General features: G+C 69.8%; 9 protein-coding genes and 2 pseudogenes. 8 read left to right on the top strand and 3 right to left on the bottom strand.

What is annotated here, in order from left to right; translation table 11 throughout:
- Nucleotides 1-153: 153 nt before the first annotated feature.
- A complete protein-coding gene (locus IO36_RS32030) occupies nt 154-342 on the bottom strand; it encodes a hypothetical protein (RefSeq protein ID WP_037625000.1) in 189 nt (62 codons plus the stop codon).
- Nucleotides 343-942: 600 nt separating this feature from the next.
- On the opposite strand from IO36_RS32030, the gene IO36_RS32025 reads away from it, so the two are divergent.
- The 8 genes and pseudogenes from IO36_RS32025 (at nt 943) to IO36_RS31990 (ending at nt 11,162) form a co-directional block, all read left to right on the top strand.
- Nucleotides 943-4,662: a sensor histidine kinase gene (locus tag IO36_RS32025; protein WP_037624998.1), complete on the top strand. Its 3,720-nt coding sequence runs from the start codon at nt 943-945 to the stop codon at nt 4,660-4,662.
- A 9-nt stretch (nt 4,663-4,671) separates the two neighbouring features.
- Nucleotides 4,672-5,085 (top strand): roadblock/LC7 domain-containing protein, encoded by a 414-nt coding sequence (locus tag IO36_RS32020; RefSeq protein WP_037624995.1) that lies wholly within the window; start codon nt 4,672-4,674, stop codon nt 5,083-5,085.
- 111 nt (nt 5,086-5,196) lie between these two features.
- Nucleotides 5,197-5,595 carry a DUF742 domain-containing protein gene (locus tag IO36_RS32015; RefSeq protein ID WP_037624993.1) on the top strand — a complete coding sequence of 133 codons (399 nt, stop codon included), beginning with the start codon at nt 5,197-5,199 and terminating at the stop codon, nt 5,593-5,595.
- Between the two features lie 47 nt (nt 5,596-5,642).
- Nucleotides 5,643-6,008, top strand: a pseudogene (locus IO36_RS32010) (GTP-binding protein); the annotation flags it as partial.
- Between the two features lie 351 nt (nt 6,009-6,359).
- Nucleotides 6,360-9,575: a sensor histidine kinase gene (locus tag IO36_RS32005; RefSeq protein ID WP_037624991.1), complete on the top strand. Its 3,216-nt coding sequence runs from the start codon at nt 6,360-6,362 to the stop codon at nt 9,573-9,575.
- A gap of 11 nt (nt 9,576-9,586) precedes the next feature.
- Nucleotides 9,587-10,000 carry a roadblock/LC7 domain-containing protein gene (locus IO36_RS32000; protein WP_037625176.1) on the top strand — a complete coding sequence of 138 codons (414 nt, stop codon included), beginning with the start codon at nt 9,587-9,589 and terminating at the stop codon, nt 9,998-10,000.
- A 94-nt stretch (nt 10,001-10,094) separates the two neighbouring features.
- Nucleotides 10,095-10,688 carry a DUF742 domain-containing protein gene (locus IO36_RS31995; protein WP_037624990.1) on the top strand — a complete coding sequence of 198 codons (594 nt, stop codon included), beginning with the start codon at nt 10,095-10,097 and terminating at the stop codon, nt 10,686-10,688.
- Nucleotides 10,669-11,162, top strand: a pseudogene (locus IO36_RS31990) (GTP-binding protein). Before IO36_RS31995 ends, IO36_RS31990 begins: the two are co-directional and overlap by 20 nt.
- Nucleotides 11,163-11,486: 324 nt before the next feature.
- On the opposite strand, the gene IO36_RS31985 reads toward IO36_RS31990, so the two are convergent.
- Nucleotides 11,487-11,681, bottom strand: coding sequence for an acyl-CoA carboxylase subunit epsilon (locus IO36_RS31985; protein ID WP_037624988.1), 195 nt, complete (start codon nt 11,679-11,681; stop codon nt 11,487-11,489).
- A 57-nt stretch (nt 11,682-11,738) separates the two neighbouring features.
- On the bottom strand, nt 11,739-12,680 hold a 942-nt coding region (locus IO36_RS31980; protein ID WP_037624986.1), incomplete at its 5' end, for an acyl-CoA carboxylase subunit beta.

Here is a 12,680-nt window from a genome sequence, read left to right as displayed (position 1 = left end):
ACGCGGCAGGGGCTGCGGGCTTCGCGTATATCGGCCGACGGTGGGCGGCGGGGCGTCCCTACGGACGCCGGGGGGGGGCGTCGCTCCCGGGAAGGCCGGGAAGGACCGAAGGGCCGCGCCCCGGGGCGCGGCCCTGTCAGCGGCCGGCGGGGTTCACTCCGCGGCGGCGACCGCGACCGGGGCGTCCATCAGGACGGTGCGGCGGGGGTTGGCCGTCTGCAGGGGGAGGTCGACCGAGTGCTCCGGCCGTTCCGGCGTCCGCAGGGCGTCGGCGTCCTCGAGGTGCGCCAGCGTCGTGCGCCGCGGGTTGGCAATGTTGCGGAACATCATCGTCGTCTTCACCGTTTTGCTCGACCTTGTCGTCCTGGGCGCCGGTCGGGGTCAAAGGGCCCCACATGGGCGCGGGTTGTCGGATTCGCCATCCCTGTAAAGCGCCAGGCTAAACATTCAATTCCCTGGCGAGGCCGCGAAGAGGCCATGATCGCCGTGTGAGTTTCCTCACTCACCAAGGGGCAAACCGGTCAATCGCGGCCCCCGATTCGGTGCGACCAAACGGACATTACTCCACTGAACCAGCCATTCCGCTCCTGATCATCGCGACTGGGACAGGGCGGGGACGCCAGTGGCTCGTAGGCCTATGCCCGGTTTGTACGAGAACCCCTTGCACGTCCGGTGACAGTCCCCTCACATGCTGTCACGGAGGTCACAGCCTGGTACACGGGCCTTGTTGGAGATCCTGCACTGTGCTGGAATTCCTCGGACCGCCGCGGATTCACGATCCGGCGCGCAGGGGCGCTACTCAGCGCCGAGTGGCGGCGGGAAGGGGGAACCTGCGCCGGTCACTCAGACCACCTACACAGAGCGCATCTGCGTCTGTGTAAAAAGCCGACACCGTCCCGCCGTTCCAGCGGAGGGGCGCCTGGTCCAGAGGTTGCGACGCTAGTGCAGGGACGTTTCAAGAGGGATGGCAGCGCTTCGGCGGAGCCGGAGCCGCGCGGCGGGACCGACCGCGGTTCCTCGCCCCAGCACGCCCAGAACCCGGGACCGGCAGAGGTCGGAGGCAGCGGTGAACACGCCGCTCGCGCCGGCGCCAAGCCCAAGGCTCCCGCCACCACGACCGACGCCGCGCAGCCGGCCGCGCCGAGCCACGGCTCGCGCGTAGCCCTGCGGAACTGGCGCATCTCGACGCGACTGGTGTCGCTGCTCGCCCTCCCCGTGGTGGCGGCGACCTCGCTGGGAGCGCTCCGCATCAACGAGTCGCTGGACAACATCCAGCAGCTCGACAACATGCGGCTGCTCACCGAGATGACCAAGCAGGCCACCGAGCTCGCCGCCGCGCTCCAGAAGGAGCGCGACGAGACGGCCGGTCCGCTGGCCCACGGCGCCCTGTCCAACGACTACGAGGTCAAGTCGGTCCGCGACGCCACCGACGTGGCGAAGAAGCACTTCCTCGAGGGCACGCAGCAGGTCGACGACGCCACGGCCAAGGGCCAGCTGGCGGGCGTCCACGACAGCCTCGTCGGTGTCGTGTCCGAGCTCTACAAGCTCAACGAGATCCGCAGCGACGCCTACAACGACCCGCAGAACGCGACCCAGACGGTCGACGCCTACCACCGCCTGGTCACCGAGCTCCTCGCGCTCTCCCAGGACATGGCCGAGGCGACCAGCAACCCGGAGATGATCCAGCGCACCCGCGCGCTGGCGTCGTTCTCCTCCGCCAAGGAGTACGCCTCCGTCCAGCGGGCCGTCATCGCCGCCGCGCTCCCCAAGCAGCCGACGACGTTCGGAACCCTCTCGAAGAACGACCAGCAGTACGCGTTCTCCGCGCTCGAGAGCCAGGAGTCCGAGAACCAGGCGTTCAAGAACATCTACGGCACCGGCAGCACGGACCTGCTCCTGCCCATCGAGGGTGACAACCCGACGATCAAGTCGGCCGACCAGTACGCCAAGCGCGTGCTGAGCAACCCCGAGGGTCTGAAGACGCAGAACAAGCGGTCCTTCAAGGACTGGATCGACGACGACTCGGCCAAGATCGACCAGATGTCGAAGATCGAGACCACGCTGCTCAGCGAGATGGAGCAGAAGGCCCGTGAGCTGCGCAACGAGTCGCAGAGCGAAGCGATCATCTCCGGTGTCCTGATCCTGCTCGTCCTCGGTGTCTCGCTCGTCGGCGCCTTCGTCGTGGCCCGGTCCATGATCCGCTCGCTGCGCCGCCTCCAGGACACCGCCACCCGGGTCGCCCAGGACCGTCTGCCCGAGCTCGTCAAGCAGCTCTCGGAGTCGGACCCGCAGGACGTCGACACCTCCGTGGAGTCGGTCGGTGTGCACTCCCGGGACGAGATCGGCCAGGTGGCCGCGGCCTTCGACGACGTGCACCGCGAGGCCGTCCGCCTCGCCGCCGAGCAGGCCCTTCTGCGAGGCAACGTCAACGCGATGTTCACCAACCTCTCGCGCCGTTCGCAGGGTCTCATCCAGCGCCAGCTCTCCCTCATATCCGAGCTGGAGTCCCGCGAGGCCGACCCCGACCAGCTCTCCTCGCTGTTCAAGCTCGACCACCTCGCGACCCGCATGCGCCGTAACGGTGAAAACCTCCTGGTTCTCGCCGGTGAAGAGCCCGGCCGCCGCTGGACCCGCCCGGTCCCGCTGGTCGACGTCCTCCGCGCCGCCGCCTCCGAGGTGGAGCAGTACGAGCGCATCGAACTCGCCTCGGTGCCGGGCACCGAGGTCGCCGGCCGGGTCGTCAACGACCTCGTCCACCTGCTCGCAGAGCTGCTGGAGAACGCCACCTCGTTCTCCTCCCCCCAGACCAAGGTCAAGGTCACCGGTCACGCCCTGCCCGACGGCCGCGTGCTGATCGAGATCCACGACACCGGTATCGGTCTGTCCCCCGAGGACCTGGCCGCGATCAACGAGCGGCTCGCCGCTCCGCCCACGGTGGACGTCTCCGTCTCCCGACGCATGGGTCTGTTCGTGGTCGGTCGTCTGTCGCAGCGTCACGGCATCCGCATCCAGCTGCGCCCGTCCGACTCCGGCGGTACGACCGCGCTGGTCATGCTGCCCGTGGACGTCGCCCAGGGCGGCAAGAAGCCCATGCCGAACAAGCCCGGCCAGGGTGCCGCCGGCGGCCCCGCCGCCTCGCAGGCCTCGGCCGGTGTGGCCGCGGCTCGTCGCTCGGGCGGTCCCTCGCTCGGCGCCGGTTCCCCCTCCGCCCCCGGCGGTCCCCTCGGCGCCCCGCCGCAGCGCGGACAGGTCGGAGCGGGCCAGGGCGCGCGGGCGGCACTGCCCGGAAGCAACCAGGGCGGCCGTCCGGGTGCGCCCGGCGGCGCTCGTGGTCCGCAGGGCCAGGGCGGCGGTCAGGGCCGGCAGGCCCCGGCCGGTGCGAACGCCTTCGGGCAGAGCCCGCAGCAGGGCTTCGGCGGCGACACCGCCGCCGGCCAGAACGCCTTCGGTGACACCTCCGGCGGCCGGAAGAACTCGTTCGGCAACAACGCCGGCGCGGGCCAGAACGGCTTCGGCGAGGGCAACGCGGCTCCGGCCGCGCCCGCGAAGGCCCCGTCCGGCGGCAAGGGCGGCCGTCGCCGGCCGCAGCTGCCCGGCCGCGGCGGCAACGCGCGCGCCGAGCTGCCCGGCGGCAACGCCGGCGCCCGCACGCCGAGCTGGAGCGACGACAACGCGCAGCCCCCGGTTCCGCGTACGTCCCCCGACACTCCCCGTGGTCACGAGGACCCCGACGCGACCTCGCGCATGCCGCGGATCGACGAGCGGGGCCCCGCCTCCACCGCGGAGTTCGCCCGTCCCGACTTCGACGCCCCGCGCCCCGGCGCGAGCGCGCCGCAGAACAACGGCCAGCACAACGGCCAGTACGGCTACTCCGGCAACCAGTCCGCGGCGGGCCAGAACCCGGCCGCCACGGGACAGTTCGCCGCACAGGGCTACGGGGCCACCGCGTCCCCGTCGTCCACCGGCCAGTTCGCCCAGCCCGGCTACGCGCCTTCCCAGGACCCCGCGTCCACCGGGCAGTTCGCGGCACCCGGCTACGGCAACGGGCAGGGCTCGTCGTCCACCGGACAGTACGAGCGGCCGGCCACCCCACAGCCGCCCGCCCGTCAGCAGGCTCCCGAGGCGCTTCCGCCGGCCTCGAACCCCGGTGACGGCCGTACGCCGCTCTACGACACGCTGGAGACCAACTGGTTCCACGGTCAGGCGAACGGCTCCGAGGGCACCCCCGCGAACGGCACGCCCGTCAACGGCGCACCGGCCAACGGCACCGCCCAGCACAACGGCTCCCAGGGATACGCACAGGCCGCCCCCCAGCAGCCGCAGACTCCCCCGGCTCCGCAGCGTCCGGCCGCCGCACCGGCCGCCACCACCTCGTGGCGCAGCTCTCCGAACGACGATCTCGTCAAGCAGGCGGAGCGCTCCCGCAAGCCGTCGGCAGGAGGGGTCACCACCTCGGGCCTGCCGCGCCGCGTCCCGCGAGCCAACCTCGTCGCGGGTACGGCACAGCAGCAACAGCACCAAAGCGGTCCGCAGGTCTCCCGTGCGCCCGATGACGTACGCGGCCGGCTGACCAATCTCCGTCGGGGCATTCAGCAGGGTCGACAGGCCGGCAACGGCCAGACCGGCAGCTTCCCCAGCCCCACTCACCAGCAGGAGCGTTAGTTGAGCCCGATGAGCCAGGCGGCACAGAACCTCAACTGGTTGATCACCAACTTCGTGGACAACACCCCTGGTGTGTCCCACACCGTCGTCGTGTCCGCCGACGGACTCCTTCTGGCGATGTCCGAAGGCTTCCCCCGCGACCGCGCGGACCAACTGGCGGCCGTCGCCTCCGGACTCACCTCGCTGACGGCCGGGGCCTCCCGGATCTTCGAGGGCGGCTCGGTTGCCCAGACGGTCGTGGAGATGGAGCGCGGTTTCCTCTTCCTGATGTCGGTTTCGGACGGATCGTCTCTCGCGGTCCTCTCCCACCCGGAGTGCGACATCGGCCTTGTCGGCTACGAGATGGCACTGCTCGTCGACCGTGCGGGCGCCGTCCTCACGCCGGACCTGCGTGCCGAACTACAAGGCAGTCTGCTTCACTGACCGCCGCCGGATCCAGACACCGCACGAAATCACCGTCCGGCCGCCACAATCCCCCCACCGGCCCTTACAGACGGCACGACTGACCGACTTGCTGTCCCGCCCGGAGGATTCATGACCCCGCCCCCCGCCTCTCATGATCCGTACGCCGAGTCGTACGGGGATGAAGGCGACCAGCCGCTGGTACGTCCGTACGCGATGACCGGCGGCCGGACCAGGCCGCGGTACCAACTGGCCATAGAGGCTCTGATCAGCACCACGGCCGATCCGGCCCAGCTGATGGGTCTGCTCCCCGAACACCAGCGCATCTGCCATCTGTGCCGGGAAGTGAAGTCGGTGGCCGAGGTGTCGGCCCTCCTGTCCATGCCGCTCGGCGTGGCCAGGATCCTTGTCGCGGACCTCGCCGAGGCCGGACTTGTCGCCATTCACCAGCCTGGCGGCGATGAGAACAACGGCGGCGCGCCGGACGTGACACTGCTCGAAAGGGTGCTCAGTGGACTTCGCAAGCTCTGACGGAGGCCGGGCGACCACCTCCGCGAAGATCGTCGTAGCGGGTGGCCTTCGGCCGTATCACCCTCGACCAGGACCTGATCCTGTACCTCTTCGGTACGCCGGGCCAGGACCGCTTCTGGTTCATGTGGGACGACCTGGTCCGCGGTGCCATCGGTGCCGTGGTCCTGGTGGACACCCGGCGTCTCGCCGACTGCTTCCCGGCGGTCGACTACTTCGAGAACAGCGGCCTGCCGTTCGTCATCGCCCTCAACGGCTTCGACGGTCACCAGCCGTACAACCCGGAGGAAGTGCGCGAGGCCCTTCAGATCGGCCCGGACGCGCCGATCATCACGACGGACGCGCGACACCGTGCAGATGCGAAGAGCGCTCTGATCACCCTGGTCGAGCACGCGCTCATGGCCCGTCTGCGTTAACGATCAAGTCGACGGTCCTGTATGGAAGTTGTGGTAGTCACATGGGAGCCGGCTGTGTCATTTGACACGGCCGGCCTCGGTGTTCATAACGTTTCGACAGAGAATTTCGCTGGCCCTGACACGCATAGCGGTCGCCCGGTGCCGCTGCGTTCATGAAAGCCCCGTCTTTTGGCGGGGCTCGCTCTTTATGACCGATTTATCTGTGGCCAGCACCACTCGGAATCATCCGTTCCGAGTGTTTGGAATGGCGCTGCTTGACGTGCTGGAATGCGCTGAACTGCCCAGTAGTCAAGGGCGCTGGTAGATACGGCGGCACACAGTAGGTGCCGACGCCGAGAGGTTGTTGGTCGAGTGAGGCGAAGCATGAACGGTCCCGAGCCGTCGGCACGGGGCAACTTCACCCCGCCGGCGCGCGGAGCGGCGCCCGCACAAGTGGCCGCCGGTCCGGAGCCCACGCCGGCGCCCGCGCCGAGCGGAGGCCGATTCTCCCCGCGCAACTGGCGCGTGCCGACCAGGCTGAACGCGATCCTGCTCATCCCCGTGGTGGTCGGCCTCGTCATGGGCGGCTTCCAGGTGAAGAGCTCGATCGACACCTGGCAGGAAGCCCAGGACGCCGAGAAGACGGCCCTCCTCGTGCAGGCGGCGCTGAACTACGGCGACAAGCTGTTCGTCGAGCGCGACCTCAGCGCCGCCCCGCTGCTGTCGGGCAAGGGCACGAAGGACGCGACCGTCGTCAAGGTCCGCCGGGACACCGACCTGGCCGCCGACGCCTTCGACGAGGCCGCCCAGAACATGCCCAAGACGCCGGGCCTGGAGCGCCGTCTCCAGATATTCCGCGACGTCGAGCCCGGTCTCGAGAAGCTCCGGGGCGCGGCCTACACGACCGCGCTCCCCGGCGTGAAGACCGAGGAGGGCTACCTCCAGATCCAGCACCCGCTGATGGAGTTCGCCAACGAGCTCGGTCTGGGCACCGGAAACATCACCAGCTACGGCCGTACGGTCTACGCGATCTCGCTGTCCAAGGCCGCGCTGTCGCTGGAGCGCTCCATCGGTGTGCACATGCTGGTCAAGCCGGGCCCCGGCAACAGCAGCCTCGCCAGCCAGCGCGTCGCCCTGTCCTCGTACGCCTACCTCGAGGGCATCGCCATCGAGGAGTACAAGGGCGGTGGCACCGAGGACGACGCCGCCAAGCTCACCGCCGCGACGGCGACCGTCAAGGCCGAGCTGACGCAGGCGGCCCAGGAGGCCGCGGCCAAGGACCCGAACTACATACCGCCGCCGGCGAAGACGACCGAGATGGTCAAGGAGCTCTCCTCGCTCCCGTCGTCGCTGGAGAGCGACCGGGCCAAGCTCGCCGCGAACGGCATCACCGCGCAGAACTGGATGGCGGTCAACACCGCCAAGTACAACGCGTACCGCAAGATCGAGTCCGACCTCGCCGACAAGGCCGTGGCCGAGGCCGGCGACATCTCCGACACGGCCAAGACCGACGCCTTCATCACCGGTGCCGTCGTCGTCGTCGCCCTGCTCGCCGCGTTCATCCTGGCCGGCATGGTGGCCCGCCAGATGAGCCGCTCGATGCGCCAGCTGCGCAGCGCGGCCTTCAACGTCGCCGAGCAGCGTCTGCCGATGCTGGTCGACCAGCTCTCGCGCACCGACCCCGGCCGGGTCGACACCCGCGTGCAGCCGATCCCGATCAACAGCACGGACGAGATCGGCGAAGTCGCCCGGGCCTTCGACCAGGTCCACCGCGAGGCCGTACGACTGGCCGCCGAGCAGGCCCTCCTGCGAGGCAACATCAACGCGATCTTCACGAACCTCTCGCGCCGCAACCAGTCGCTGATCGAGGGCCAGCTGACCCTGATCACCGACCTGGAGAACAACGAGGCCGACCCGGACCAGCTGGAGAACCTCTTCCGCCTGGACCACCTCGCGACCCGTATGCGCCGCAACGGCGAGAACCTCCTGGTCCTCGCGGGCGAGGAGCCCGGACGCCGCTGGGACCAGCCGGTCCCGCTGGTGGACGTGCTGCGCGCCGCCTCCTCCGAGGTGGAGCAGTACGAGCGCATCGAGCTCTCCGGCGTCCCGGAGGCCGAGATCCACGGCCGCGCCGTGACCGACCTCGTGCACCTGCTCGCCGAGCTGCTGGAGAACGCGACCACGTTCTCCTCCCCGCAGACCAAGGTCCGCGTCACCGCGACCCGTCTGCCCGACGGCCGCATCATGGTCGAGATCCACGACAAGGGCATCGGCCTCACCGCCGAGGACTTCGCGGACATCAACCACAAGCTGGCCAACCCGCCGACCGTGGACGCCGCGATCTCGCAGCGCATGGGCCTGTTCGTGGTCGGCCGGCTGTCCGACCGCCACGGAATCCGCGTCCAGCTCCGCCCCTCGGGCGAGCAGGCCGGCACCACCTCCCTGGTCATGCTCCCCGACGCCATCACCCACGGTGGCGGTGGCGAGCAGCCGATGCGCGACGAGTTCACCGTGTCCCAGATCATTCCCGAGCAGCAGCAGCAGTCGTTCCCGGGGGAGAACTTCGGGACCCAGCAGCAGCCGGTGCTCACGGCCGCGGACCTCGGCTTCGACGACAGCCGCTACGAGGTGCCGGACGACATCCGCGACCTGGACCCCGTGGGCCGCTCCCTGATGCGCGAGGAGCGCCGTGCGGCCCTGGAGGCCCAGACGCACGGCCCCGACGCCATCGAGGCGCCCCAGGGCTACGCCGAGGGCTTCGACGCCGGCCAGCCCGCGTACGACAACGGACAGCCGTCCTTCGACGCCCCGGCGTACGACGGCGCCCAGGGCGTGCACGAGGAGCAGCAGACCACGTACAACCAGCAGACGTCGTACGAGGAGCCGCAGCAGGCTGCGTACGACGAGGCGTACTTCCCGTCCAACGGCGGCTACCCTGATCCCTCCTACCAGGAGCCGGTCCAGCAGGAGCACGCCGGAACGGGCAACTCCGCCCAGGATTCGCTGTCGGGCTTCGGTGAGCCGTCCTACCAGGACGACTGGCCGCAGCAGCAGGACGCGTACCAGGGCGGGTACCGGTCCGACTACGCTCCGGAAGCGGAATCTCCGCAGGTCGCTGACGCGAGTGAGCGGGACAGCGTAGGCTTTGGTCGTCCGGGACCGGCCACTTCGGCCCCCCACACGATGACCGACGCGGGTCTCCCCCGTCGCGGCCCCGCCCCCGCCGGCAACGCCCGGCGCCCGGCGCAACCGGCGAGGGAGCAGGCGGCGCCCATGTCCTCCGGGAACACGGGCGACGACTGGCGGTCGTCGAACGACGATCGGTGGCAGCGCGCCGAGCAGCTGAAGAAGCCCAAGGCGGGCGGGGTCACCTCGTCCGGTCTCCCGCGGCGGGTGCCCAAGGCCAACCTGGTCGAGGGAACCGCGGAATCGACCCCCCAGGGAGGCCCCCAGGTCTCCCGTGCTCCCGAGGACGTCCGGGGCAGGCTGAGCAACCTGCGTCGCGGCGTGGAGCGGGGACGCAATGCAGGCAGTGACACGAACGGCCAGGGCCTCGGTCCTGACAGCACCTACAACCAGGAGCGTTAGTTGTGAGCCCGATGAGCCAGGCGGCACAGAACCTGAACTGGTTGATCACCAATTTCGTGGACAACACCCCCGGGGTGTCGCACACGGTGGTGGTCTCCGCCGACGGACTCCTTCTGGCCATGTCCGAAGGCTTTCCCCGTGACCGTGCCGACCAGCTGGCGGCCGTCGCGTCCGGTCTGACCTCGTTGACCGCGGGTGCGTCCCGTATCTTCGAGGGCGGCCACGTGAACCAGACCGTTGTGGAGATGGAGCGAGGATTCCTCTTCCTCATGTCCATTTCGGACGGTTCTTCACTCGCAGTACTCGCACACCCTGAGGCGGACATCGGTCTCATTGGGTACGAGATGGCGCTTCTGGTGGACCGTGCGGGCACGGTTCTGACTCCGGATCTTCGTGCGGAGCTCCAGGGCAGCCTTCTCAACTAATAGACAGACGGTGCGAATTGTCGTCCCGGGGCCGTAAGGTTTCGGGACGCGGTCCCAGCGTTGGGTGCCCGGCACAGTCGGAGGAGGAGAGAGAGTGGTAACACCCCCAGGCGGTTCGTCTTCGGGCAATTGGTCGTACGGCCCCGGCCAGGGGCAGGGCGACGGCTCAGGCGACCCCAACCGGTACAACTTTCCCTCCGCCCCCAGCCAGCGACGCCAGCCGTACGCGCCCCAGGGTCCGCAGGGCCCGGGGCCGTCCCCGTACGACCAGCCGTCGGCACCGCGCATCCAGCCCGTGCAGCCGCACCGACGCTCCCCCGAGGCTTCGCCCGCCGGGGGGTCGAACAACAACCCCCTGGTGCGTCCGTACGCCATGACGGGTGGCCGCACCAGGCCGCGTTACCAGCTCGCCATCGAGGCGCTGGTACACACCACCGCGCAGCCGCACCAGATGCAGGGCCAGTTGCCCGAGCATCAGCGCATCTGCAACCTCTGCCGGGAGATCAAGTCGGTGGCCGAGATCTCGGCCCTGCTGACCATCCCTCTCGGCGTGGCCAGGATCCTCGTCGCCGACTTGGCGGAGGCGGGCCTGGTCGCCATTCATCAGCCGGGCGGCGACGAGAGCGCCGGCGGTCAGCCAGCCGTGACATTGCTCGAAAGGGTGCTCAGTGGACTTCGCAAGCTCTAGCGGAGGGCCTTCCCGCTCCACCACGTCCGCGAAGATCGTGGTGGCGGGCGGCTTCGGCGTGGGCAAGACCACGTTCGTCGGCGCCGTCTCGGAGATCAACCCGCTGCCTTCGGCCGTATCACCCTCGACCAGGACCTGATCCTGTACCTCTTCGGTACGCCGGGCCAGGACCGCTTCTGGTTCATGTGGGACGACCTGGTCCGCGGCGCCATCGGCGCGATCGTCCTGGTGGACACCCGCCGTCTCGCCGACTGCTTCCCCGCGGTCGACTACTTCGAGAACAGCGGCCTGCCGTTCGTCATCGCCCTCAACGGCTTCGACGGCAGCCAGCCGTACAACCCGGAGGAAGTGCGCGAGGCACTCCAGATCGGCCCGGACGCCCCGATCATCACGACCGACGCCCGGCACCGCGCGGACGCCAAGTCGGCGCTGATCACGCTGGTCGAGCACGCCCTCATGGCGCGCCTGCGCTAGCGTCCCCCGCTCGCACGTACGACGGCCCCTGCCTCTCCGCCCGGAGAAGCAGGGGCCGTCGCGCGTCCCGGGCCGCCCCGGTCCGGACGCTCCCGCCTCCCCGGTCCGGACGCTCCCGCCGCACCGGCGGCCGTTCCCGGCGCGCCCGTACGGCGCCGCCCTGCCGAACCGGCGCCCCGCAGGGGCCCGTCGGGCGGCGGGCCGGACCGGGAAGGCCGAACACCCGCCGAACGGACCCCAGTTGGCCCTGGAGGGCCTCTGCGGGCCCGGAACGCACGACAGCCCCGCCCTCCATCGGAGGACGGGGCTGTCGGTGTCAGACCCTCAGCGCCAGCTGTGCGGGGCGCGGAAGCCGGGCTCGCGCTCCAGGCGGCGCCAGCCCGCCTTGCGGTGGGCGCGGTGGGAGGGAGCGGCATCAGTGGGAGCGGAGGCGGCACGGGCCAGGAGGATCGCCGTGATGGCGGCGACCTCCTCGGGCTCGGCGTGGCCCTTCTCGACGCGGATGTCAGGGGTGCTCATAGGTTTCAGTCTCCATGAGAGAGGTTTCCGCGGGGGTACCGCGAAGGATCCGCCGGGTTACTGCGGGGGGTTGCCGTGCTTGCGGGAGGGCAGGTCGGCATGCTTCGTGTGCAGCATCGCGAGCGACTTGATCAGGACCTCGCGGGTCTCGCTCGGGTCGATGACGTCGTCCACGAGGCCGCGCTCGGCCGCGTAGTACGGGTGCATCAGCTCGGCCTTGTACTCCTTGACCATGCGGACCCGCATGGCCTCGGGATCGGCGGCGTCGGCGATCTGGCGGCGGAAGATGACGTTGGCGGCGCCCTCGGCGCCCATCACGGCGATCTCGTTGGTGGGCCAGGCGTAGGTGAGGTCCGCGCCGATGGACTGGCTGTCCATGACGATGTACGCACCTCCGTACGCCTTGCGCAGGATCAGCGAGATCCGGGGCACCGTCGCGTTGCAGTAGGCGTAGAGCAGCTTGGCGCCGTGCCGGATGATCCCGCCGTGCTCCTGGTCGACACCGGGCAGGAACCCGGGCACGTCCAGCAGCGTGAGGATCGGGATATTGAAAGCGTCACACATCTGCACAAAGCGTGCAGCTTTTTCGGACGCCTCGATGTCGAGGACACCCGCCAGGCTCTGCGGCTGGTTGGCGACGATGCCGACGACCTGGCCGTCGAGGCGGGCCAGGGCGCAGATGATGTTGCGGGCCCAGCGCTCGTGGACCTCGAGGTAGTCGCCGTCGTCGACGAGCTCCTCGATGACCTTGGTCATGTCATAGGGGCGGTTGCCGTCGGCCGGGACCAGGTCCAGGAGGACCTCGCTGCGGCGGTCGGCCGGGTCGGAGGACTCGGCGCGCGGCGGGTTCTCGCGGTTGTTCTGCGGGAGCATCGACAGGAGGTAGCGGACCTCGGCGATGCAGGTCTCCTCGTCGTCATAGGCGAAGTGGCACACCCCGGAGGTCTCGGCGTGCACGTCGGCGCCGCCCAGGCCGTTCTGGGTGATCTCCTCGCCGGT

This window comes from Streptomyces aureus (genome assembly GCF_000725495.1).
Classification (GTDB): Bacteria; Actinomycetota; Actinomycetes; order Streptomycetales; family Streptomycetaceae; genus Streptomyces; species Streptomyces aureus_B.
This window is presented reverse-complemented; position numbering and strand designations above follow the sequence as displayed.